The sequence below is a fragment of the Parabacteroides goldsteinii DSM 19448 = WAL 12034 genome (genome assembly GCF_000969835.1).
Classification (GTDB): domain Bacteria; phylum Bacteroidota; class Bacteroidia; order Bacteroidales; family Tannerellaceae; genus Parabacteroides; species Parabacteroides goldsteinii.
The window spans coordinates 1,946,549-1,971,302 of record NZ_KQ033913.1; the positions used below are offsets into that span (position 1 = coordinate 1,946,549).

The window sequence follows — 24,754 nt, forward strand, 5'->3', positions numbered from 1 at the left end:
TAGCTTCCAAAATTAGTATTTTATACGGACATACACTATCTTTGCTGCAAATATTCGAATCAGCAAATGAATAAGATTAGTATATACGTATTGACGTTATGCCTGAGTTTTTCCGCTGTCTCCTTGTATTCACAAAACAACAGAGCACGGATCATTACTACTAACGAACTAAATGATAATATATTTTATCATACGATTGAACGAGGACAAACAGTCTACTCGATCGCAACCATGTACGGAGTAACTGTCGACGACATTTATCGCCTGAATCCCGAAAGCCGCGAATCCATAAAGGCCGGAGCCACCTTAAAAATTCCACAAAAGGATGTAAGTTCCGCTCCGATGGGAAATGCAGAAGATAATTATCTGTATCATACTATACAACCCAAAGAAACGCTGTATTCATTATCTGTCCGGTACAAAGTGCCCGGTCCTGATATTATCGCGGCAAATCCCGGATTATCCGTTTCCTCTTTTACCATAGGCAAGACAATCCGTATCCCGGCAACTCCTATAGAGACACTGCCGACCACAGATATAAAGACCGTAACCAAGGAAATCGAATATACGATCGCCAAGAAAGAAACGATGTACCGCATTTGCCGGAAATTCAATGTATCCAGTGCAGAGCTGCTCCAGCGAAACCCCGAACTGAAAAACGGAGTAAAAGCCGGTATGGTCATTAAAATACCGGTAGAGACTAAAGAGACAGTGACTGAAACAGCCCCTGCCATGCATGAAAGAGACGTCAATGCCCTTTTGTCGACACCTCAAAAGATCAAGCACGTCAATATGATCAAGGTCGCTTTGTTATTGCCGTTCATGACAAACGAAGCAACTCCTTCTTCCAACACGCTGCGTTTTATTGAATATTACGAAGGTATGCTGCTGGCAGTCGACAGCCTCCGCAACAGCGGTTGTTCGATCGAACTTTCCGTCTTCGATACCGGCAACGGCACCAAGAAGGTGAAAGAAATTCTGAAAGAAGATGCTTTGAAAGAAGCCAACCTGATCATCGGAGCCGTACAGAACGACCAGATCGCTCCTGTTGCCGAATTTGCAGAAAAGAATAATATCAAATACGTGATCCCGTTCACTTCCAAAAATGACGATGTATTATCCAATGCGCATGTATACCAGGTTAATACGCCTCATTCCTATTTGTATGCCAAAGCATCCCAAGCTGGTTGCGACCTGTTTGGAAACGATAATATCATCTTTGTAAAAGTGCCCGGTATAGAAGAGAAAACGGATTTCATCAAAGCCTTCAAAACAGAAATGAAACAACGGAACATCGCCTGGCGTGAACTGACCTACTCAGCCGAAACATTCCCGGTCGAGATGGAAGCTATGCTCAGTACAGATAAACGAAGTGTGATTATTCCGACTTCCGATTCACTGGATGCACTGAATAAACTCAAATCTCCTTTACGTATGCTGGCTGAGTCTAAACCCGAATGTAATATCACCCTGTTCGGTTATCCTGTATGGCAAACATACACTCGTGAGTGCCTAGATGATTTCTTTGCCTTGAATACATATATATATAGTAACTTCTATGCCGATAACCTTTCACCTGAAGTTGCCGATTTCTATTCAAAATATAAGACATGGTATAGCAAGAACCTGATCAATACGTTCCCTAAATACGGTATATTAGGATTCGACACCGGTATGTTCTTCTTTGATGCCATCAAAAAATATGGTTCCAATTTCGAAAACAACCTGGATAAGATCCGTTACAAGAGCATACAGACAGGTTTCGATTTTGAACGGGTAAATAACTGGGGCGGATTCATCAATACCAATATATTTATCGTTCACTACCAGAGTGATTTTAACGTAACACGTAGCGAAGTAAGATGATCAGAAAGAGTATAATCACATCCTTTTTGTGCCTGGCCGTTATTATAAGCGCCATGGCACAGCAAAGCAGGTTTCCTCAGGAAGTCTCCGTAGGTGCTTCCTTCGGTATGAACTTCTCGTCCGTAAGTTTCAATCCCAAGGTATATACGAAAATGAAACAGGGTTACAATGCCGGACTGGTGCTGCGCTGGAACACAGAAAAGAACCTGGGGTTGCAAACCGAACTGAATTTCAGCCAACAGGGATGGGACGAGGAATTCGAAGAACATCCGACCTACAAATACAGTCGTACGATCAATTATTTCGAAATACCGTTCTTCACTCATATCTATTTCGGCAGCAACAGATTCAAGTTCTATTTTAACCTGGGCCCCAAAATAGGTTATGCCTTCAGCGAAAAGACGGAAACAAACCCGAACGAGGCAAATACGAACCCCGGCTCCAATGAGCAACACAACATGGCCATCCAGAAAAAATTCGATTGGGGATTGTGTGGTGGTCCGGGGCTTGAACTGCGTACCGGCATCGGTTATTTCCTGCTGGAAGGACGCTATTATTATGCGCTGGGTGATATTTACGGCAGCCGCAAAAGCGATTACTTCAACAAATCGTCCAGCCAGGTAATCTCCGCACGTATCATTTACCTGCTGCCCATCCGGAAATAAGATTTTCAACTGAAATGTTCCTGACGGTATTTGGACGGAGTCGTTCCGTACGCTTGTTTAAATACCGTGCTAAAATAACGCTGGTTGGTAAACCCTGCCTTCTCCGAAACCTCCAGGATGCTGAGATTCTTATCCGCCAGCAGTTCCATCACACGGGTCATCCTGAACTTATTAATATAATCGCCGATACTGATACCGGTCAATGCCTTCAGCTTATTATACAGGGAAGCACGGCTCATTGCCATTTGCGTGGCGACATAGTTCACATCCAGGTCGGGATTTTCCAACTGGTCTCTGATCAGTTCATTCAGTTTTCTCATAAATACCTCATCCGCATTGCTAATCGTATCTTCTTTAAGAGAAACGACCGAATTACTGTTTTTATACCGTTGTTTAACCGCTTCCCTGTTCTTTAAAAGATTACAGATCATTACCAACAAGAACTCCAAATCAAACGGTTTCGGTAAATAAAAATCTACTCCTTCTTTATATCCTTGTATCGTACTACCCTGGTCTGCCCTGGCAGTCAACAAAATAACCGGGATATGGCTGACTTCCGGCGTACTTTTTAATTGCCGGCAAAATTCAAAGCCATTCATACGAGACATCATCATATCACAAACAACAATATCCGGTACACAATGCACAGCTATATTCAATGCTTCTCCTCCTTCTTCCGCCACATACACTTGCCTGAAATGTGTTTTCAATGAAATCTTCAGATAATTTCGAAGCTCCGGTTCATCCTCCATAATCAGAACGGAATACTTTCCTACAGAAAAGTCCGTAAATAGCCTGTGTAGATTGACATCAAACTCTTTCCCAGCCCATTGCAAACATGTGACTGATGATTCCTTTTTCCGCTTTTTCACGATCAGACAGAAAACAAAGAACAACCCTATTATAACCAATAAGCTACAACAGAACATAAACCAGATCATTCCTGATATAACGCTTATATGAGCCGAATAACAAAAAAAGACATAAAATAAATATATATACACTCTTATAGCCACACCTTCAATATTTGATTAATAGATTAATACCAGTGTTCCGTAAGAACTCATGTCATTATACCCTAATTAATAGATTATTAAAGAATTAGTCATAGAATTAAAAACTTCGGTAGTTTACAGGTAGCTTATTATAACGAATAACCAAAAGAATAGTTACTGTTTTAGAATCTAAGGTGTACAGGCTGGCTATAAAACACCATATATCGCTTCACTAAATTTTACTGTATACTTGTTAGAATTAAATAAGAAATAAAATTCTGCTCCATAAACTACAAGAGAAGCATCTTTGTGTAAAAAAATCTTTTTATATCTTTGTTGAGTAAATAAGAGAACATGAGTTCTTACGGAACTAATACTATTTCCAATAGCCTTAAAAATCAACACGAACATCATTTTATGGACAAATATTGAAGTTTTTTGTACAAATCCGGACATAAACCTATAACCATACATCTACATTTGCAACAGCATACTCCGGTAGCATAAAACAATATTGTTAACATTAAAAGTATATCAAATGACAAAAAGCAAACTCCTTCTTTTTTTCTTTATTGTCTGGTTGATTACCGGATGTACCACCACTGGTCCGGTCCCAATTAATATTGTCCCGCTACCAGAACAACAAGTAGCCGGTAACAGCCATTTCACATTCAGCAAGAATACTGTCATCCAGGTCGAGAACCGGGAACAAGAACCGATTGCCGGATTATTAGCTGATTTGTTTACCTCTTCTGCCGGATTTACACCTGTGGTAAACACTGGTTCGTCCGCCGCTTCCGCCTCCGTCATTTTTTCTACCGACACAACACTCGTAAAGGAAAGTTATAAACTGGACATAACTCCTTCCCGCATCTCCATCAACGCAGCAGATAAAGCAGGTTTCTTCTATGCCATACAATCAATTCGCCAGCTACTTCCTCCAGCTATAGAAAGTAAGGAACCGGTTAACAATATCCAATGGAACGTACCAACACTAGGCATTCAAGATAGCCCACGCTTTCCCTACCGCGGATTAATGCTCGATGTTTCCCGCTTTTTCATTCCTAAAGAAAATATAATCAAAATCATTGATTATATGGCCATGCTAAAACTGAACAAACTACATCTGCATCTGGTCGACGGAAACGGTTGGCGACTGGAAATAAAAAAATATCCCCGATTAACGGAGATCGGAGCCTGGCGTGTTGCCCGCGAAAGCGACTTCTCCCAACGCAAAAATGCTCAGCCAGAAGAACCAACACCTGTAGGGGGCTTCTACACACAGGAAGACATGAAAGAAATTATCGCCTATGCCGAAGCACATCAGGTTGAAATTATCCCGGAAATAGAGATGCCGGCACATACCAATTCTTCACTGGCTGCCTATCCGGAACTGGCATGTCCCATAGTTAAAGATTTTATCAGCGTCATTCCGGGTATGGGTGCACATGCATCCGAAATCGTCTATTGTGCCGGAAACGACAAAGTATTTTCCTTCCTGGAAGATGTGATAGATGAAGTTGCAGACCTCTTTCCTTCCCACTATATTCATCTGGGAGGCGATGAAGCCTCCAAAAGATACTGGAAAGAATGTCCACTTTGTCGGGCACGGATGAAAGTAGAAGGCATCACCGACGTCGAGGATTTACAGGGCTATTTCATGAACCGCATGGCTGACTATGTAAAAAGCAAAGGTAAACAGGTTATGGGCTGGGATGAACTGACCAATAGCAAAATACCTGAAGATGCCGTTATTTACGGCTGGCAGGGATTAGGTACTGCCGGGTACAAAGCCGGAAAACTCGGTCATAAATTTATCATGACCCCGGCACGTGTGCTTTATCTGATTCGCTACCAAGGCCCGCAATGGTTCGAGCCTCGTACTTATTTCGGTAATAACACACTGAAAAATGTGTATGACTATGAACCCATACAACCGGAATGGGAACCAGAGGTAACAGCAAACCTTTTAGGTGTTCAAGGTTCGTTATGGACCGAATTTACCAACTCTCCCGAAGATGCCGAATACCTCATCTTCCCCCGTCTGGCCGCCGTTGCCGAAATAGCCTGGTCGGGAAAAGACCGGAAAGACTGGCCCGGCTTCCTGAAACGCCTGGATGTATTAACACAACATTATGACTATCTGGGAGTAAATTATGCCCGTTCCATGTTCAACATCGACCATCTGGTAACAGGCAATAACGATACATTGAAAGTTGCCCTCACCTGTATCCGGCCGGATATGGAAATACGTTATACGACCGACGGGAACGAACCGGTCGCCACATCATCCCTGTACACCGACTCTCTGGTTGTCACCAACGATATCACAATCAACGCTGCAACCTTTACCAACGGCAAACAAATGGGAAAAAACCTGACCCTCCCGCTCCATTGGAACAAGGCCACCGCCCGCCCCGTTCAGGACGGAAACAACCAGACATATCGCCTGACCAACGGATTACGGGGTAGCAACAAACAATCCGACTTCGAATGGTGCGGCTGGTACGACGAAGATGCGACCTTTACGATCGACCTGGGAAAAACGGAGGCAATAAATGAAATAACAATCGGCTGCATCACCAATTACGGAATGGGCGCACATATCCCCAGCCGGATTACGTTGTCCGTCTCAGACGACAACCAGAAATATACGCAGGTTGCAGAACGCAGTTTTACTCCGGAAGAAATATTCCGCGAAGGAATCCGCATCGAAGACAAGACATTCGACAATCTGAAAGCAACAGGCCGTTACCTGAGAGTCGCCCTGAAAAATCCCGGCAAATGCCCGGACGACCATACACGTCCCGGACAAGGTACCTGGATATATATAGATGAAGTCACAGTACAATGAAACATATCAATTCTAAAATACAAATGAGAAAAACGAGGTTATCTATTTTCGCTCTGTGCTGCCTGGGGATGCTCCAGGCGGCTACAGGGTCGACAGACAACAACAAGCCCGAGTGGCAAAGCCAGTACGCAACCGGACTCAACAAACTGGAACCGCACGCTTACGTCTGGCCTTTTGAGAACGAGAAAGCCCTGTCCGTACGCGACCACGAATCGTCCCCCTGGTACCAGAGCCTGAACGGAAAATGGAAATTCCATTGGACAAAGAACCCGGACAACCGTCCGAAAGATTTCTACAAGCCTTCTTTCTATACCGGAGGATGGGCAGATATCAACGTTCCCGGCAACTGGGAACGGCAGGGATACGGTACCGCCATCTACGTAAACGAAACGTATGAGTTCGACGACCCGATGTTCAATTTCAAAAAGAATCCGCCTTTCGTCCCTTATGAAGAAAATGAAGTCGGCTCTTACCGCCGCACTTTCACCGTTCCGGCAAACTGGGACGGCCGCCGCGTAATTCTCTGCTGCGAAGGCGTCATTTCTTTCTATTATGTATGGGTGAACGGGGAAAAACTAGGATATAACCAGGGTTCTAAAACCCCGGCAGAATGGGATATTACCGATAAGCTGAAACCGGGCGAGAATACTGTAGCCCTGGAAGTCTATCGCTGGAGCAGCGGTTCCTACCTGGAATGCCAGGACATGTGGCGCCTGAGCGGTATCGAACGGAGCGTCTACCTCTACAGCACGCCCCGGCAGTATATTGCCGACTACAAGGTGGTATCCACTCTCGACAAGAATACTTACAAAGACGGTATCTTCAACCTGGACGTTCAGATTGCCGGTCCTGCCAATCCGGACAGCCGCATCGCTTACCAGCTGAAAGATGCCGACGGCAAAACCGTCCTGAAAGAGGAAGCTAAAATCCCTGCCGGAGAAAACAGCCGGATTATATTCAAAGAAGCGACAATCCCCGGTGTAAAAGCCTGGAGTGCCGAACATCCGAACCTGTATACGCTCATCCTCTCCCTGAAAGACGCTAACGGCAAAGAAACCGAACTGACCGGAGGCAGAGTAGGCTTCCGCACATCCGAAATCAAAGACGGCCGTTTCTGCGTGAACGGCGTACCGACATTGGTGAAAGGAACCAACCGCCATGAACATTCGCAACTGGGCCGTACGGTCAGCCACGAACTGATGCTGAAAGATATCGAGTTGATGAAGCAGTACAACATCAACACCGTACGCAACTCCCACTACCCGACCGACCCGTTATGGTACGAACTTTGCGACGAATACGGCCTCTATATGATCGACGAAGCCAACATCGAATCGCACGGAATGGGATACGGTCCCGAATCGCTGGCTAAAGACAGTACCTGGCTCCCGGCCCATATGGACCGCACCCGCCGGATGTACGAACGTTCCAAGAACCATCCCTGCATCGTAATCTGGTCGCTGGGCAACGAAGCCGGCAACGGCATCAACTTCGAACGTACCTACGACTGGCTGAAATCGGTCGAGAAGAACCGCCCCGTACAGTACGAACGTGCCGAACAAAACTACAATACCGACATCTATTGCCGCATGTACCGCAGCGTAGACGTAATCAAAGAATATCTGAACCAGAAGGAACCGAAAATCTACCGTCCTTTTATCCTCTGTGAATATGTGCATGCGATGGGTAACAGTGTTGGCGGCCTGAAAGAATACTGGGACGTATTCGAAGACGAACCGATGGCACAGGGCGGTTGCGTCTGGGATTGGGTGGACCAGTCTTTCCGCGAACTGGATGAAAATGGCAACTGGTATTGGTCGTATGGCGGCGATTACGGTCCTAAAGGTATCCCCAGCTTCGACAACTTCTGCTGTAACGGCCTGGTCAGCGCCGACCGTGAACCGCATCCGCATCTGAACGAAGTGAAAAAAGTCTACCAGTATATCAAGACAAAACTGACAGACGAACGCAATCTGACCCTCTCCATTAAAAACTGGTACGACTTCAGCAACCTGAACGAATATACCTTGAACTGGCAGTTGGTTACAGACGACGGCCGCACTGTCCGTCAGGGAACGGAAACTGTCGATTGCCTCCCCCACGAAACAGCAACATTGACACTGGGTAAAACCGTTTTGCCGAAAAACTGCAAAGAAGTCTTCCTGAACCTGAGCTGGACACCCAAGCAGGCACGTCCATTCCTGCCTACCACTCATGAAGTGGCTTACGACCAGTTTTTATTGGCAGCCAATAAAAACTATCAGCCGAAATATCCGGGTCTGAAAGCGTCCGCCCTAAAACAATCCGGCAACACGTTCAGCAACGACCGCGTAAGCATCTCTTTCTCTCCAGAGACAGGAACCATGACATCTTACAAACTCGATGGTAAAGAGTTACTTTCAACCCCTCTCACCATCAGCCTGTACCGTCCGATTACCGACAACGATAACCGCGACCGCAATGGTGCCCGTCTCTGGAAAACCGCCGGCCTCGACAAACTCAGCCAGCAAGCAACAGCTTTCCGCACAGGCAAGAACAGCGTACAGACAACCCTGGCACTGCTGAATGACAAGTCCGAAACAGTAGGGACAGCGACACAGCACTATAGTGTCAACCCTGACGGCACAGTAAAGATAGCGACTACCTTTACCCCGGACACCACCATCGTCAAATCGTTAGCACGCATCGGACTGACTTTTGAAATGCCTGCCGAATATGCACAGGTTTCCTACCTGGGACATACCGGAGAAACCTACACAGACCGTATCCAAAGCGGCCGTATCGCCATTGACCGGACAGACGCGGAACGTATGTTCCATTATTACGTCAAACCGCAATCGACAGGTAACCGCACAGATATGCGCTGGGCAACAATCACCAACGAAGCCGGCAACGGCCTGCACGTAACGGCCGCCCGCCCGTGGCAATTCAGTATCGTTCCTTTCGCGGACAGCAATATCGATGCAGCCACGCATATCAACCAACTGAAACGAAGCGGCACAGTCACCATCCATCTGGATGCTGAACAGGCCGGCGTAGGAACAGCTACCTGCGGTCCGGGTGTATTACCTCAGTACCTAGTTCCGGTAGAGAAGACAACGTTCGAGTTTGTTATCCGGCCGATAGAATAACAGACTGCTGCAAACTTTATTCATATTACAAAAAATCCCGGAGAGAAAAATTCCCCGGGATTTTTTATGGCTATCTTCTTAATATAAATATTTAAAGCTGTTCGATCTCTTCGGAGGTCATACCGGTTGCTTTCATTATGACATCAGTCGATATTTGCATCGCTTTCATATTTTGAGCAATTCTCTGTAAAGCTTCTTGCTGACCTTTTTCAATACCTTCTTCCATGCCCTTTTCCAGACCTTTTTCCATGCCTCTCTTCAAACCTTTCTCCTCGGCTTGTTCGATAGCATATTCAGTCGTACATCGCCAATCACGATAACGCTTCAGGACTTCGTCATACACGTCACGTTCATGGGATGTCATTGCATTCACGTTTGCAGCATCGAGTATGCGACGAAACGCTTCATTTTCCTCCTTGAAAGGAGACATATCAAATATATCCATATTCTTCAATATATAAATCAGATTTTCAAAAGGAGTTACGCATTCCTCTTTACTCAAATTAAACAACTCAAACGAAATATAGATCTGTTTCAGTTTGATTTCACCAAAAGATTCACCTGTTTCTTCATTCGCCAAGACTACGTTCGTTCGCCAGGAATAAAACTCCGGCAAGCTGAAGTTCAACAAGTAGATACCATACACGGGAAGAAGTTCATACTTCCACCCCGAACCTATCTGTCCCTGACGGGAGATCATTCGACAAATATAATAAAATCCACGGTTAAAAAAATAGCGTTGGGGACAATTCTGCATCTCCAAAATAAACTTCGTTCCATCCACATCTTCACAAAGGCAATCGAAAATAACTGTGCGCTGGTCCAATGACTCGGGTAAAATTTCTTTATCCAGGTAAGTCAAGTCTTTAACTTGTCGCTCGCCCTCCAAGGCGGCATTGATAAAGTCGATAGCTACTTGTTTGTTACCGAATACGGCTTTGAAGCCGCGATCTAACATAATGTTTACGTACTGTTCCATAGTACAAGGTTTTAAATGGTTGGACGTCCGATAGTGAACGATGTGCCAAAGGTAAAAATCTTTTATGGAATAAAAAACAAAATATATATAAATGTAAAATATATCAAAACCTACACCTGAATAAGGGAAAACTTATAAGTTCCTCATCTCGAAATTCCGACTTCTTCATCTCATGAAATAAACTTCTTCATCTCGCAAAGCCAACTTCTTCATCTCACGAAGCCGACTTCTTCTAGTTTCGGAAAAGACTTCTTGATGTTTCAAAACAAATCTCTTCATGTTTCAGAGTTTACTCCTTCATGTTACAAAACAGAGTTCTTCAACTCAAAAAGCCGGAATAAAAAATCCTCTCCGGAAAACCGAAGAGGAAATTTTAATCATTCAGAAAATAGAAATTATTCAATCTCCGGACGGTCACTGCCAGACTCGCCAGAACCACCACCGGTATTTGTTTTACCTTCAACCAGCTTGTCGATCCATACAAAGTCCACTTTTTGCATAGCAGCCTTCAATTCTTCTCCGGGCTGGAAATTAATATTTACACAATTAATATCCGTAGCCTTCAGATCTTCTTTTTTATCCTTGCCCCTACTGTTAAGGGATGGGGAAAATGTACCCCAGTCACCTAGTTTCACACTATGACCGTCTGCCATCAGACGTTGGATTACCTTCCGAAGTTGGCGGATAGACATCAACGCTTCCGACGGATTGAGAGTCGTCTCGTCGGCAATGAGCTCGGCCACTTTCGTTTCCGGCACCAATCCGGTAGAGTTCTGAACGGCATACCATTTTTTCGGTGCGTTCTTATCCCGCGGATTAGCCCTCTGGATTGCTCTGATTAATATTGCCATAATAAATAGTTTTAAAGATTCTTACTTGAAATATCTGATAATTCGATGATATCAGCTCAAAGGTTCCCCCTCTTCACAGAGGAGGAAACCTTCCACATCAATTATGCTAATACCTATGAAATTTATGCTCTGTTATCTTTCAGAGTTCATATATCATTATTTAACCTTCGGGCCTTCATCTGCGACAAGAGACCATCCCGGATTTTGATAAATCACAGAAGTTGTCAAGTCGCCCGGATTCTCAGCCGTATTACGGAAATGTATAATTGAAATTGGATTCAAATAATGGGCATCACACCAATCATATCCTTTACCATACATCAGGTTAGAAACCTTGTTGATAATCTCATAAGGACGGAGGTAAGTACTTCTATCCGGAGAAGATACATTTGCCACATCAGAACCGTCTGCAACGAGATTTATCCCCTGGTTTGCATATTCGTGAGACAATCCGGATTCCCACAAATTTATACCTTCAGGTTGCCAGGTAGCATTCAATTGATCCAATGCTCTCCAACGTTTCAGGTCAAACATACGCAAACCTTCTTCCATCATCTCGCAACGGCGTTCTCGACGAATATTATATAGCAACGGCGTTACCTGTTGACCGGCAGAATACACCGCCCAATCGCTTTCCTTACCAAGGTCTGTTGCTGCTACCGTTACATTATAATCACTCGGCAGGCCGGCTCTTTCGCGTAACTGTCTCCAGTATCCCTGTGCTTTACCATCAATACTGCTACCGTTGTTTTCGATACAGGAAGCCTCTATGTAATTCAGATATGCTTCGGTAGCACGGAAGATTGGAGAACCCTCTTCAGATTCGTTCCAGTCGCGACTCCAGTTATTAGACAATCCTTTACGCAGTTGGTAACCGGTAACATTACGGCTTTCAGCCTTTGCCAGGATATTGGGCAGTGAGGATAATGTATCCACAAATTCCACCTGTCCATCCGTCAAAATTTCATTCGGAGTCATCATGAAAAGTTGTAAACGTTCATCACGATCCGCACGGACATCTTTTACCGACATATCACCTTTATATCCGCTACCGTTTGCATAAACAGGAAGTCCGTTCTTCATCAGGAAAGTTTCCACAAACTGACGGGTAAAACCACTATTACCTCCTACACGGATATAGAAACCGGCAGAATGCCTTATATTTAAACCAATACTATAATCTCTCCACAAAAGAATTTCAGGATAACCGCTCATGTCATTAGATGAGAACTGAGCGAAATAAGGATTATTCATCTTTGCCAATCCATCCGCCCATACATGGTTGTTTGTCGCCAAAGGTACATTGTCAGCAACCGCTGCTGCTGCATCCTTACATTCTTTTAGGAAAAAGGCAATTTCACTTTGGGCATTATAATCGCTTTGAATACCCGGATAACCTGGTCCGTTCGGAACAAATGCCGTGTTAGCATGATAGGTTTCCCAGCTGGCTTCATACAATGCTACACGCGATTTTACCAGGTAAGCTGCTTTTTGGGTAATACGGTTAGTTCCGCCTGTCGGATTATCAGACAAGAACCCGATCGCTTTGTCTAAATCCTCCAAAATAAAACGGGCAACCAAATGACGTGGTTGACGTTTACTAGCCTCAACCAATATAGGTTTGTCATCCGGCAATGTTTCCTTTACAATCGGGAAATCACCGAAAGTCTGTAATTTGCTGAAATATTTCCAGGCACGCAGAAAATATATCTCTCCGATATAATGTTTCACCATATCTATAGAACCGGTTAAAGTCCCTTCCTCATAACGAGGTATAACCGTTTCCAAAAAGTAATTACAATTATAAATCCCGGAGAAATAATAAGGGTCATCAGAATCTTTATCATAATGATCCTTCACTCTCCACTCACCCGGTACCCACCTGGTGTCATACGAACTTGTTGCTTGGTTATCTGTATGGTTATCACCAGCCCAAATGCCGATTCCAGCCCCCTGATGTGTCGTAAAACTATATTGTTTTAATGCATAAGCTCCCAAATCGGCATCTGACCATAGATAAGTATCTGGTGTAACAGCTGCAATCGGAGTTTTATCCAGAAAATCGTTACAAGATGGCAACAACATCAAACTACTAGCTAACAAAATAGCATATTTATTAAATAATTTCATATCTGTCTTCTAATTAAAAGTTAACACTAACACCTGCTGAATATGTACGAGTCAGCGGATAAGAACCAGAACCATTTCCATAATCTCCAATACCAAGCGTTTCAGGATCAATACCCTCGGGAATACCGGTAATTGTAAACAGATTTTCACCTGAGAAAAATATTCTTAAATTTGAGATACCTACTTTTTGTGTCCATGTATTTGGTAATGTATATCCCAATTGAAGGTTCTTCAAACGGATATAAGCAGCATTCTCAAGATAGGCAGTCTGTGTTTCCCTATTCTTACCACTAGACGTTAGACGCGGGAATTTGGCATCTTTATTTGCTCCTAACCAAGTGTCTCCATCCGGACGATAAAAATCATAGTTTGTTTCAAACATAGCAGAATTCCAGATGCCTCCGCCATTCCCCCAATAAACCAAATGTCCATTTCCGAAAGCCCAATCTCTCTTCGCAACTCCTTGGAAAAACAAACGCAAATCAAAACCCTTCCACGCAGCATCCAAATCAAGTCCGAATTTGAAACGCGGTGTACTGTTTCCGATAATTGTCCGGTCACCCGGATCGTCAATAGTATTACCCTTTGTGATCTTTCCGTCACCATTCAGATCGGCATACATAACATCACCTTCCACCCAGGTAGAGGTTCCCAAACCACCTTGCCCTCCGTTCGGCAAAGAAGCAATATGAGCATCCATTTCTTCCTGCGATTTAGCAATACCGATAGTTGTTAATCCCCAAATCTCATTCAAATATTGTCCTTCACGCCAGGTTGAAAGTGAACCACTTTCATTCGGATACTTCAGCACTTTTTGACGATCGTCAGATAACAACAGATGTACGCCATAACGAAAATCGTTTATCTGATCCCTCCAAGCAACATCCAATTCAAAACCAGCTGATTGCATATCTGCATTATTGGCTTTTGGCACAGCAGTACCTAAAATAATCGGAAGTTCGGGAGCTGGTCCTACCATGTCAAATGTTTTCCTAACGAAATAATCAAAACTCATAGTCAAACGATTACTCAACATTCCCAAATCAAAGCCGACATTCCAGGAACTCATTGTTTCCCAGGTCAGTGAAGCTGAAATCAATCCAGGAGCTGTAGAGCTATTCTGACGTTCCCCATTGATTAACCATGAATTTTCAGTCGTATTGGAAGAAGGGTAGAAAGGCATTGTCTGGATATACGGATACAAATTTACAGTATTCTGGTTACCTAGTTGTCCCCATGAACCACGTAATTTCAGATTATTGATAATATCCGTATACGGCTCCATAAACGCTTCACGAGCAATGTTCCAACCAGCCGAGAAAGAGGGGAACAGGTTCCAACGCTGATCGCTTGCAAAACGGGAAGTTCCATCATAACGTAAGTTCACTTCAGCCAAGTAACGTCCAGCATAGTCATAGTTAATACGTCCGAAGAAACCGGCTGTCGCCCAATGGTTACGACCTCCTGCCAAATATTCTTTTCCTGTAGCAACAGTAATATCCGTCACACTTTCAGAAATCAAATCTTCTTTTTGTGCACCCACTTTTCTCCAGTAATTAGATTCGGACTGGTAACCGACCATTGCCTTAAGCGTATGGTCCTTCAACTGATATGTATATTCACTGTATATATTCGCATTAAAGAAATTAGTACGCTCTGAATAAGTATTCATGCTCGACTTTGCTCCGGAAGCATAATAAACATCCCCGGCAACATTCCACTGTGGAATCTTATATCTAGGTTCGTCAGCCATTAGATTTATTGTCTTATAGTTAAACTCCACAAATGTTTTCCAATTCTTGATTGGTTCGATTTCAAACTGTAGCTGTTGATACATCCAATCTGTCTGATGTTTGTTATTTCCACCCCACATCAAATCTTTAGTAAGTCCTACCAAATAATTCCCATTTGGGTCAAATACCGGTTCAGTAGGCCAACGACGCTGTGTATTATAATAGAAAAGATGGTCGTTCAACGTGTTCGGCTGATCTAAATCCTTACGGATAAATTTAGTACTATAATTCGTTTTTAGCCAAGGAGCCAGTTGAGCATTAATTTTTGCGGTAAAATTGTACCGCTTCATATCTTCATCCCCATAACGAACAATACCATCCTGCTTCATATAATTGGCAGAAAGATAATATTGGTATTTATCATTACCCCCATTCACACTCAAAGAGTGTTCATGAGAGAAACCTGTACCACCAAAAATCTCTTTTAACCAATCATTATTATCATTACCTTTCCAATCCCATATAGTTGGAGTATTTTCTGCCGGAATGGTTGTATTTGTATTCGTCCCGTTCAAAAAAGCTTCAATACGCGCCAAATGCTCTGGCTTAAATTGAGGAATCTCACTGTCATTTAGACTAATTTGGTTTAGGAACTTAGCATAGTCATAAGAATTAGCCACCTTCGGCATATTGATTGCACTGGACCAACGGAGACTATTATTATAGTTAACGCTCACTTTTCCGCTCTTACCTTTTTTAGTCGTAACCAAAATTACCCCATAAGGAGCACGTGAACCATAAATAGAAGAAGCGGCGGCATCCTTCAAAACAGAGATATTCTCAATGTCATTTGGATTCAACATATTCATATCGCCTTCCATACCATCAATCAAAACCAATGGAGAAGCTTTTGCCACCTTAGTATCCAGCGTACCGGTACCACGAATATTGATATCCATCGTACTGCCGACCTTAGCACCCTGGCCTCCGTAACTGAAGTTCATACCCGGAACCAATCCCTGCAAGGCTTGCGTAACATTAGATACCGGACGTGAAGCCAGTTCTTCTGCATTAACAACCGAAACAGAACCGGTCAGGTTCACCTTCTTCTGCGTACCGAAACCCACGACAACAACTTCATCCAAAGCCTGCGAATCATCCTGCAAAACAATGTCCAGATCTTGTTGGTTCGTGATTTTAATCGTTACATCTTTATAACCGATAAATGAAACTTTCAGGGTGGCTCCCGCCGGCACATTCAATGAGAAACTGCCGTTCACATCGGTTATAGTACCAATCGTGGTACCTACAACCGCGACATTCGCTCCAATAACAGTTTCGCCGGTAGCATCTTTCACAACGCCTTTTATTGTCCGCTCGCTCTGTTGGGCAATAAGGTTTCCGGCACTTTCTTTAATAGTAGGATCAGAGGCCTCCAAGCCTTTTCCTGTGTCCGCTTTCGATGAAGCGGCAGAGAATAAAAAAAGAAGGGCAAACGCCACATTCCAGTTTTTCATTCCTCGGAAGTTTTCTTTCTTCATGTTAAATGTCATTTTTCTTTTAAGTTTTTTCCTTGATAATTTTTTACTCTGATAGATCTCTAAGGATGGTTTTTTAATTCCTTTTCCTGAACTGTGTTCTCTTTTTTAAATCATAGGCATTTTTTTAATAATTTCACACAGCAAAAGAAGTGATATGGGAATGGTTCGATATCCAATATCAGATAAAGAATGTTCGTTTTTTAATAAATCTCTTATTAAACAGCCTATATAGAACACTCAAGGATAATACATGACATTATTCCGGTTAAATCCTGATCTTGTTAACAAACAAAAAAACGCAGCCACGTTATTTGAAAACGTGACTGCGTCTGACATATATCCTCCACCCTTCAACAAGATGGTATCTTATTCTCTATCTCAAGCGGTCGAGCGAACGAACCAGTGCTTCATCCGCTCCGATATTACGGATAGCCAGATAATCCAGGATCAATGCGATTATCGGGAAAGAAAGGGCAATCTTCACACTCAGCGCTGCACCAGCCAGCTGATCTTTCAATATCCATACAAAGAAACCGAACAGGGCATAGAAACCCAGCATCAGGATTGCATTAAAGATACAAAGACGAATCTGAAGAATTCTTTTCTTAAATAAGAAGATCGTTATCAATGACAGAATGGAGATCACTGCCGTCAAAGCAAAAAGTCCCCACGTCGGATAAACGAGTTCCGGTTCAGCAGTGATCGTGCTTACGCCTGTTGCATCAAAAGAGTAAAACTGGTCTCCCGCCTGCAACATGGCAAGAGGTAAAAACAATGTTGCGACCATTAAGGCCACGATAATAAGCAAGTAAACTGTTTGTATTCTTTGTAACATAATTCTTAAAGTTGACAGTTGACAGTTGACAAGTGACAGTTAAAGAGAGATAGGAAATGGGCTAATAAAAATGGACAATTGCATTTTTATTAATTACAATTGCCCATTATATTTGGAACATTTCACTGTCAACGGTTACTTGTCGACCATCAACTCGTTAAAAGTTATTCTTTTCTTTAGCAGGGTTCTTATAGTAAACCTTACCTTCTTCATATTCCTGAGCAGCGATCAGAGTCGGCTTCGGAAGCTTTTCATAATAACGGGAGATCTCGATCTGCTCTCTGTTTTCGAAAACTTCTTCCAGGTTATCGTTATAAGAAGCAAATTCCTGAAGTTTCTTTTCCAGGTCCTGCTTCATTTCAACACTAATCTGGTTAGCCCGTTTTCCGATGATCATTACTGTTTCATATACATTTCCCGTGTCGGCTGACAACTTCATCATGTCACGGGTTACCGTATTCGAAGGGGCGCTAGACTTTCTGTAATCCATTTTACTTTATTGATTAAATAATATCGTTAATACGCATCTGTTATTCTCTTGCTGGCATAATCGTAGAACTTCTGTGCCTGTTTTACGTATTTGCCTTCCGGATATTCGTTCATGTAAGTGTAGTATTCATCCACTACCTCACGATAACGACCCTGCAACTTTTCTTCCACACTGGCAATAGCCTGTTCATACTTCGAACGTAAAACATAGAACATAAACTCTTCCCTGTATTTGGAATAAGGATAGTTCTTCAAGGCATTCTCGGCAGTGATCACGGCAGACAAATAGTTATTGTCGCGCATGTAAGTACCCAGGTTATAATACAATCTTACAGCCAGTAATTCCTTGTAAGCCAGTTTCTCCTGCAATTCAAACATGATCTTCTGGGCTTCGGCGGCACGTTCGCTCTGCGGATAATACTCCAGATAGAGCTGCAACTGGTTAATAGCTTCATACGTCTGCGTCTGGTCTAACCGCGGATCGGGAGAGTCCAGATACAAACCATATCCCGAATAATAGCGGGCCAATTCCGTGTACTCGCCTTTCGGATAGGTGGTGTAATACGTATTAAAGTATTGCGAAGCCGTCTGATAATCTTTTTGTCCGTAATAGCTCTGAGCCAGCAGGTACAAGGATTCTTCGGCATAAGCAGTTCCTTTAAAGATTGTAACCAGTTCATCCAGCAGGGTAGCGGACTTGTTGTATTGCTTTGCATTGAAATACTTCTTTGCATACGAATACTTCAACTCATAGTCCGTACTTTTCAATATCTTGTTATATTCCCCACAGGAGGATAACAAGACCGTAATCATCATCAATAAAAATACAACCTTTTTCATTCACATACTTTTAGCGCGCAAAGTTACATTTTTTATTGCAAAATAACGAAGCGCATAACGTTAATATTTACAACTTATATAAATCGCTGGCAGCAATAAGCTCCAGTTTGTTGGCTTTCAGAACCTCCGCACACTTCTCCACATTGTCGGGGCGGATGATCACATTAGCGGCCTCTCCTTGCGAGAAAGCATACATATATTCGACAAATATACCTGCCGAGGTTATGATCTCCATCGCCTTCGCCAACGCACCGGGCTGGTTGGGGCAATGCAGGCACACCACATCAGCCACACTCACCGCATATAATTTTTCACGAAGTACCTGAATTGCTTTGTCTGTGTCCGACACGATCAGACGCAGGATACCAAAATCGGAATTCTCCGCCACCGTAAAGGCTGACATGTTCACTCCGGCTTCACCCAAAATCTTTGCCACTTCCGTAAAACGGCCTTTCTTGTTTTCAAGAAAGATTGATAATTGTTTAATTAGCATAGCACTTTACTATTTTTAGGGTTTTAAACTAACTTACGATTGTCGATCACGTGTTTCGCCTTACCCATACTGCGTTCAAGGCTACGCGGTTCCACAATCTTTATATCAGGCTGAATGCCGATCACGCTCTGCATACGGGCGGCGATCTTCTTTTTCAGCGCGATCATCTTGTTCATTTCATCCGAATAATAATCCGGTCGTACTTCCACCTGGATCTGGAAAGTATCGGTGTTGTTCACACGGTCCACCACGATCAGGTAATGCGGTTCGAATTCCGGCATTTCCAGCAATACGGATTCAACCTGCGACGGGAATACGTTGACACCACGGATGATCATCATATCGTCGCTACGTCCGAGGATACGGCCCATACGGACAGCGGTACGGCCGCATTCGCACTTTTCATAGATCAGGTGCGTCAAGTCACGCGTACGGTAACGGATCATCGGCATGCCTTCCTTGGTCAGGGTGGTGAATACCAACTCGCCTTGTTCACCTTCAGGCACAGGTTGCAAAGTGACCGGATCGACGATTTCCGGGAAGAAATGGTCTTCCCACAGGTGGGTACCGTTCTGGCATTCGCATTCGCCACCGACACCGGGACCACAGATTTCTGTTAATCCGTAGATATCGTATGCTTTAATATTCAGTTTCTGCTCCAGTTCCTTACGCATATTTTCCGTCCAGGGTTCCGCGCCGAACGCTCCTACCCTCAGTTGGAATTCTTCCAAAGGAATGCCCGAATTATGGATCGTTTCCGCCAGATACAGAGCATAAGAAGGTGTACAAGCCAGACCTTTCGCCCCAAAGTCGTGCATCAACTGAATCTGTTTCTGCGTGTTACCACTACTCATCGGGATTACGGTACCACCGATATTTTCTACACCTCCATGAGCACCCAGTCCACCGGTAAACAAACCGTATCCATAGGAAACCTGCACAGAGTCGTTCTTTGTAATGCCATAGGCCGTCAGACAGCGTGCCACCACTTCCGACCAGATCGACAAGTCCTTACGGGTATATCCCACAACAATGGGTTTTCCGGTCGTACCGGAAGAGGCATGCAAACGAACAATCTCGGACATCGGCACAGCCATCAATCCGAACGGGTAATTATCTCTTAAATCCTGCTTTACCGTAAACGGCAGCTTGGTAATATCTTCAATTGATTGAATATCATCCGGAGTAATACCCATCTCCTGCATTTTCTTGCGATAGAAAGGAGTATTATGATAAACGTGTTCGACAACCCGTTTCAACCGGATGCTCTGTAATTTCCGCATTTCTTCGCGGTCCATACATTCAATAGTTTCGTTCCAAATCATGGTATCAGTTTGTTATCATTTAATTGTTAGTAGTGTAAAACTGTCGCAAAGTAATAACTTTTTTACTAACTGACAATAAATAATAACGCCAAATCAATCGAGACTTACTTCCATAAGGATCAAATTTTCGTCTTCGTCCAATGTTTTGGTTATCTCCAGCAGGTCTCCGCCCAGTTCGTTCTTTTCCATTGCTTCCAGCAAAGTAAAAGGATATAAGGTACAATAGAGCTTGTTATTATTGAAGACAAAGTTCATCATGTCGCCGTTCTGCCAGTCTTTATTTGTCAGCTTGACATGCGAGAAAGAGTTTTCTGCCACATTATATAAATAGAGTTCGTCACGCAGTTTCATTTGACCTTCATCTTTCAGGAAGACAGCGTTGACAAGCATCTGATTCGGAGTCAATGCCCGGATCTCGCAAGCGATCTTTCCATCTTTCTCTGTCGATAACGGCAGTTTGGTAAAGACAGGTTTCAGTTGGCGGTCGGGCGACAATTGATATAACGTATCGGCAGCCGGTTCGCTGATCAGGCATCCTCCGTCGCCGCAGGATAGCAGGTTTCTCATACGGTTCAGCAGAATAAAGGGACGTCCGTCGCGGGTAGTTACGATCATACTGCGATAACGATTGTCGGAGACGATAGGCAGACGTTCGATCTTCTTTCCGGTTTCCTTATCCATCAGGACATAAGGCTGGTTACTTGCTTCCGGATTATCATCTATTTTAGCGGTCTCACCTTCTTTCACAAAAAGAGCGCCTTTCATATCCAGAAAGACCATTGCATTTTCATCCAGCGATTCAATTACATCCATCTGCAAAGAATCCGGCAGACTGAAAGACCTTTTATAAGTCCCGTCCAAACCATAAACCTGCATCTGGGTTATTCCATCTAAAAAGAGTTCCTGGCGTTTCTCATCATACAGGATATGGCGTATTCGGGCGTATTCCTCACCGCCTTGCCCCTTGCGGTTAAAATGGCTGATCATCTCGCCTTTCTTATTGAAGCCGATCACGTCGCCGGTAGAAGATCCGATAAAGAACAACCCGGCTTCACTGGGAATAAGTTTCATCTGGTCGCCCAGCAACACATTTTCAGGCGTTTGCAGACGGAAATAACGTACCTTTCCCAAATCCTGCAAAGCGGCCTCCCTGTCCGGAATATCCGCACGAAAATCCAATACAGGCAACGGGCCTTCATTCTTTGCTCCATTCTTACATCCATTCAGTCCCACAACCAACATCACTGTCACTGCACATAAACATATCCTTTTCATAATCCCTTTGAATTTAATACAACATAGCGCAAATAAAGAGATAATATTTCAAAGAAGCAAGGATATTACGACAAATTCGTAAAACACACATTACATTCGTAAAGCAAAGAAGATGAATGTATACATACCTGTATTTATATTCTACATGGACTACTTCAAACCACCGGGAGAAAAATGGTTCGTCCCTGTAAGACGCAAGACTGATAATATACGTACCTTTGCCCAACGATTAAAGATAGATTTCCGGACAAGATGAAACGAAACATACTTGCGCTATACATTATTAAACTATCCAAATGGTTCACCCTGGTCATGCCAATCATCGTGCTTTTCTATGAAGATCACGGACTGGGATTGCAGGATGTATTTATACTGAAGAGCGTTTATTCAATCGCAGCCGTGGCACTCGAGATACCCTCCGGATATCTGGCTGACGTGTGGGGACGGCGCAAATGCCTCATACTCGGATGCATCCTTTTCTTTTTTGGATATCTCTGTTACTCCTTCACCTCTACCTTCGCAGCCTTTGTCATAGCCGAAATACTATTGGGAACAGGGCAAACGCTGGTCAACGGGGCAGACTCCGCCTTGCTGTACGATACGACAGTCCAATATAAGAAGGAAAACCTTTATCTGCGTTACGAAGGGCGTATCACCATGATCGGTAACTTTGCCGAAGCCATTGCCGGTATTTTCGGCGGATTGCTGGCGGCTTATTCGCTGCGTTATCCGTTTTATGCACAGGCACTGATCGCATTCAGCGGCATTCCGGCAGCCTTCGCCCTACAGGAACTGAATATTAAAAGTAAGGTGCAAAGCCCTGTACAGGAGATCGTACGGATCATCAGGTACTCGCTGGTCACTAATAAAAGGCTCTGCTACAACATTATGTTCTCAGGGATTATCGGAGCTGCCACACTCACCATGGCGTGGTTCGTACAACCTTACCTGATGTATATGAATACGCCCACTTCGTGGTTCGGCGTAATCTGGACGGTGCTGAACCTGACCGTAGGGATCGCCGCTCTTTATTCGGACCGTGTGGACAGCTATTTCGGTCCCAAAAAGATGGGCATTCTGATCCTGACATTCGTGGCAGGCGGTTACGTGGCACTCGCCTTCAACCTGACCTACGCAGGGCTAGCCATCCTGTTCGTTTTCTATATCATAAGAGGCTTTGCCACCCCGATATTAAAAGGATACATCAACCAGATGACCTTTTCGGAGATGCGTGCCACCGTCCTTTCCATCCGTAACTTTATCATCCGCCTGATGTTTGCCGCCATCGCTCCGTTCATCGGCTGGCTGAACGATATGTATTCGCTCAGGATCGCCTTACTGGCATCTGCCGCGATCATCATGGTACCGGGAGCCTTATTCCTCTGGCTGCAACTAATGGCGAAGCCCGATAAAGAATAACAGGTGAACGATTTATAAAGATTTTATCCTATATTTGGGGAATATTTACTTATAATCATCTTAGATCATGAACACAGAGAAGACCACTCCCGTAACAGCCATCGTGCTGGGAGCCAGCGGAAGAGGAAAATTGTACGGCGATTATTCACTGGAACACCCGGAAGATTTGCAAATCACCGGCATTGCCGAGTTGGTGGAACTGCGCCGCAACATATATGGCGACAAATACCATGTACCCGAAGAAAACCGTGTCGCCACCTGGGAAGAAATGCTCAGCCGCCCCAAGTTTGCCGATGCCGTCATTATCGCTACCCCCGACCATCTGCATTATGCCCCCTGTATGAAAGCGCTCGACCTGGGATATGATATCCTCCTTGAAAAACCGATCGCTCAGACAGACGAGGAATGCCGTCGCCTGGTAGCCTATGCCAAAGAGAAAGGAAAGATCGTCGGCCTGACGCATGTGCTCCGTTACTCGCCTTATTTCGGAATGCTGAAAGAGATGGTGAGCAGCAAAGCGATCGGCGACCTGGTCAGTATCCAGCATTTCGAACCGATAGAACATGTACACATGAGCCATTCGTATGTGCGCGGAAGCTGGCGCAATGCTGAAGCGAGTACGCCGTTGGTCCTTGCCAAATCGAGTCATGACCTGGATATCCTCCACTGGATCATCGGCAAGCCTTGTAAGAAAGTGGTAGCCTTCGGTGACCTGACGCATTTTAAGGCGGAAAACGCCCCCGAAGGTGCTCCGGCCCGTTGTACCGATGGTTGTCCGGCAGAAGCGACCTGCCCTTTCTCCGCCCTGAAAATCTACTACCGCGACCGCACCTGGCTATACGTATTCGACCTGCCGGAAGACCCGGACAAACAGGGCGACGTCATCCTCGAAAACCTGAAAACAGGACCGTACGGCAAATGCGTCTACCATTGCGAGAACAACCAGCCCGATCATTATATGATGCTGATGGAATTTGAAGGCGGCGTAACAGTCAACTTCTCGATAGAGGCTTTCACTTCGTATGGCGGACGCCGTACCCGTATCATGGGGACGCGTGGCGATATCGTCGGCGACATGGAAGAGTTCACCCATACCGACTTCGCCACCGGCGTTTCAAAAACATACAATGCCAATGCCGAAGACGCCCTGAACTACGAAGGCGTAGGCCACGGTGGTGGTGATGCCGGTATGATCCGCGACTGGATCGAAGCCATCCGCCGCCAGGATGCCAGCCTGATGAGCACACCACTCGACGAGTCGCTGGAAAGCCATCTGATAGCCTTTGCGGCAGAAAGAAGCAGGAAAGAAGGGAAAGTGATAAGCCTTTAAAAG

General features: G+C 44.4%; 17 protein-coding genes. 6 read left to right on the plus strand and 11 right to left on the minus strand.

The window, feature by feature from the left end:
- The first annotated feature begins 66 nt into the window (after positions 1–66).
- Together HMPREF1535_RS20955 and HMPREF1535_RS20960 are read left to right on the plus strand one after the other, a co-directional pair.
- Positions 67–1,866, plus strand: coding sequence for a LysM peptidoglycan-binding domain-containing protein (locus tag HMPREF1535_RS20955; protein WP_046147370.1), 1,800 nt, complete (start codon positions 67–69; stop codon positions 1,864–1,866).
- Positions 1,863–2,531, plus strand: coding sequence for a porin family protein (locus HMPREF1535_RS20960; RefSeq protein ID WP_046147371.1), 669 nt, complete (start codon positions 1,863–1,865; stop codon positions 2,529–2,531). Before HMPREF1535_RS20955 ends, HMPREF1535_RS20960 begins: the two co-directional genes overlap by 4 nt.
- Before the next feature lie 5 nt (positions 2,532–2,536).
- On the opposite strand, the gene HMPREF1535_RS20965 is transcribed toward HMPREF1535_RS20960, so the two are convergent.
- Positions 2,537–3,403, minus strand: coding sequence for a response regulator (locus tag HMPREF1535_RS20965; RefSeq protein ID WP_244275668.1), 867 nt, complete (start codon positions 3,401–3,403; stop codon positions 2,537–2,539).
- A gap of 661 nt (positions 3,404–4,064) precedes the next feature.
- Here HMPREF1535_RS20965 and HMPREF1535_RS20975 point away from each other — a divergent pair.
- Positions 4,065–6,380 (plus strand): family 20 glycosylhydrolase, encoded by a 2,316-nt coding sequence (locus tag HMPREF1535_RS20975; protein WP_046147374.1) that lies wholly within the window; start codon positions 4,065–4,067, stop codon positions 6,378–6,380.
- A 23-nt stretch (positions 6,381–6,403) separates the two neighbouring features.
- A complete protein-coding gene (locus HMPREF1535_RS20980; RefSeq protein WP_087880827.1) occupies positions 6,404–9,511 on the plus strand; it encodes a glycoside hydrolase family 2 TIM barrel-domain containing protein in 3,108 nt (1,035 codons plus the stop codon).
- Between the two features lie 91 nt (positions 9,512–9,602).
- Here HMPREF1535_RS20980 and HMPREF1535_RS20985 read toward each other — a convergent pair whose 3' ends face one another.
- The 10 genes from HMPREF1535_RS20985 to HMPREF1535_RS21030 all read right to left on the minus strand — a co-directional run bounded on the left by HMPREF1535_RS20985 (position 9,603) and on the right by HMPREF1535_RS21030 (position 22,002).
- Positions 9,603–10,490 (minus strand): Rpn family recombination-promoting nuclease/putative transposase, encoded by an 888-nt coding sequence (locus tag HMPREF1535_RS20985; RefSeq protein WP_046147376.1) that lies wholly within the window; start codon positions 10,488–10,490, stop codon positions 9,603–9,605.
- 395 nt (positions 10,491–10,885) lie between these two features.
- Complete coding sequence (locus HMPREF1535_RS20990) at positions 10,886–11,341, minus strand: HU family DNA-binding protein (RefSeq protein ID WP_007658139.1); 456 nt, start codon at positions 11,339–11,341, stop codon at positions 10,886–10,888.
- Positions 11,342–11,497: 156 nt separating this feature from the next.
- A complete protein-coding gene (locus HMPREF1535_RS20995) occupies positions 11,498–13,471 on the minus strand; it encodes a RagB/SusD family nutrient uptake outer membrane protein (RefSeq protein ID WP_046147377.1) in 1,974 nt (657 codons plus the stop codon).
- Between the two features lie 13 nt (positions 13,472–13,484).
- Positions 13,485–16,745 carry a SusC/RagA family TonB-linked outer membrane protein gene (locus HMPREF1535_RS21000; RefSeq protein ID WP_244275670.1) on the minus strand — a complete coding sequence of 1,087 codons (3,261 nt, stop codon included), beginning with the start codon at positions 16,743–16,745 and terminating at the stop codon, positions 13,485–13,487.
- A 373-nt stretch (positions 16,746–17,118) separates the two neighbouring features.
- Entirely contained in the window at positions 17,119–17,580 is a 462-nt protein-coding gene (locus HMPREF1535_RS21005; RefSeq protein ID WP_046147378.1) for a DUF4293 domain-containing protein, read from the minus strand.
- Between the two features lie 157 nt (positions 17,581–17,737).
- The gene (locus tag HMPREF1535_RS21010; RefSeq protein ID WP_007658146.1) at positions 17,738–18,070 is read right to left on the minus strand and encodes a DNA-directed RNA polymerase subunit omega; all 333 of its coding nucleotides are present in this window, start codon (positions 18,068–18,070) and stop codon (positions 17,738–17,740) included.
- Positions 18,071–18,096: 26 nt separating this feature from the next.
- Positions 18,097–18,909, minus strand: a complete 813-nt coding sequence (locus HMPREF1535_RS21015) for an outer membrane protein assembly factor BamD (RefSeq protein ID WP_007658148.1) — start codon at positions 18,907–18,909, stop codon at positions 18,097–18,099.
- A gap of 67 nt (positions 18,910–18,976) precedes the next feature.
- Entirely contained in the window at positions 18,977–19,402 is a 426-nt protein-coding gene (locus tag HMPREF1535_RS21020) for an amino acid-binding protein (protein ID WP_007658150.1), read from the minus strand.
- Positions 19,403–19,425: 23 nt separating this feature from the next.
- The gene (locus tag HMPREF1535_RS21025) at positions 19,426–20,727 is read right to left on the minus strand and encodes a phenylacetate--CoA ligase family protein (RefSeq protein WP_010802745.1); all 1,302 of its coding nucleotides are present in this window, start codon (positions 20,725–20,727) and stop codon (positions 19,426–19,428) included.
- Positions 20,728–20,820: 93 nt separating this feature from the next.
- On the minus strand, positions 20,821–22,002 hold the full coding sequence (locus HMPREF1535_RS21030) for a 6-bladed beta-propeller (protein WP_046147379.1): 1,182 nt from the start codon (positions 22,000–22,002) through the stop codon (positions 20,821–20,823).
- Positions 22,003–22,254: 252 nt separating this feature from the next.
- On the opposite strand from HMPREF1535_RS21030, the gene HMPREF1535_RS21035 reads away from it, so the two are divergent.
- Together HMPREF1535_RS21035 and HMPREF1535_RS21040 are read left to right on the plus strand one after the other, a co-directional pair.
- Positions 22,255–23,421 (plus strand): MFS transporter, encoded by a 1,167-nt coding sequence (locus tag HMPREF1535_RS21035; RefSeq protein WP_046147380.1) that lies wholly within the window; start codon positions 22,255–22,257, stop codon positions 23,419–23,421.
- Between the two features lie 67 nt (positions 23,422–23,488).
- Complete coding sequence (locus HMPREF1535_RS21040) at positions 23,489–24,751, plus strand: Gfo/Idh/MocA family protein (RefSeq protein WP_046147381.1); 1,263 nt, start codon at positions 23,489–23,491, stop codon at positions 24,749–24,751.
- Positions 24,752–24,754: the final 3 nt, after the last annotated feature.

What these genes read in the sequence shown, in the direction of transcription:
- HMPREF1535_RS20955 (WP_046147370.1), top strand. Translation starts at nt 67, where the DNA reads ATGAATAAGATTAGTATATACGTATTGACGTTATGCCTGAGTTTTTCC.
- HMPREF1535_RS20960 (WP_046147371.1), top strand. Translation starts at nt 1,863, where the DNA reads ATGATCAGAAAGAGTATAATCACATCCTTTTTGTGCCTGGCCGTTATT.
- HMPREF1535_RS20975 (WP_046147374.1), top strand. Translation starts at nt 4,065, where the DNA reads ATGACAAAAAGCAAACTCCTTCTTTTTTTCTTTATTGTCTGGTTGATT.
- HMPREF1535_RS20980 (WP_087880827.1), top strand. Translation starts at nt 6,404, where the DNA reads ATGAGAAAAACGAGGTTATCTATTTTCGCTCTGTGCTGCCTGGGGATG.
- HMPREF1535_RS20985 (WP_046147376.1), bottom strand. Translation starts at nt 10,490, where the DNA reads ATGGAACAGTACGTAAACATTATGTTAGATCGCGGCTTCAAAGCCGTA.
- HMPREF1535_RS20990 (WP_007658139.1), bottom strand. Translation starts at nt 11,341, where the DNA reads ATGGCAATATTAATCAGAGCAATCCAGAGGGCTAATCCGCGGGATAAG.
- HMPREF1535_RS20995 (WP_046147377.1), bottom strand. Translation starts at nt 13,471, where the DNA reads ATGAAATTATTTAATAAATATGCTATTTTGTTAGCTAGTAGTTTGATG.
- HMPREF1535_RS21000 (WP_244275670.1), bottom strand. Translation starts at nt 16,745, where the DNA reads ATGAAGAAAGAAAACTTCCGAGGAATGAAAAACTGGAATGTGGCGTTT.
- HMPREF1535_RS21005 (WP_046147378.1), bottom strand. Translation starts at nt 17,580, where the DNA reads ATGTTACAAAGAATACAAACAGTTTACTTGCTTATTATCGTGGCCTTA.
- HMPREF1535_RS21010 (WP_007658146.1), bottom strand. Translation starts at nt 18,070, where the DNA reads ATGGATTACAGAAAGTCTAGCGCCCCTTCGAATACGGTAACCCGTGAC.
- HMPREF1535_RS21015 (WP_007658148.1), bottom strand. Translation starts at nt 18,909, where the DNA reads ATGAAAAAGGTTGTATTTTTATTGATGATGATTACGGTCTTGTTATCC.
- HMPREF1535_RS21020 (WP_007658150.1), bottom strand. Translation starts at nt 19,402, where the DNA reads ATGCTAATTAAACAATTATCAATCTTTCTTGAAAACAAGAAAGGCCGT.
- HMPREF1535_RS21025 (WP_010802745.1), bottom strand. Translation starts at nt 20,727, where the DNA reads ATGATTTGGAACGAAACTATTGAATGTATGGACCGCGAAGAAATGCGG.
- HMPREF1535_RS21030 (WP_046147379.1), bottom strand. Translation starts at nt 22,002, where the DNA reads ATGAAAAGGATATGTTTATGTGCAGTGACAGTGATGTTGGTTGTGGGA.
- HMPREF1535_RS21035 (WP_046147380.1), top strand. Translation starts at nt 22,255, where the DNA reads ATGAAACGAAACATACTTGCGCTATACATTATTAAACTATCCAAATGG.
- HMPREF1535_RS21040 (WP_046147381.1), top strand. Translation starts at nt 23,489, where the DNA reads ATGAACACAGAGAAGACCACTCCCGTAACAGCCATCGTGCTGGGAGCC.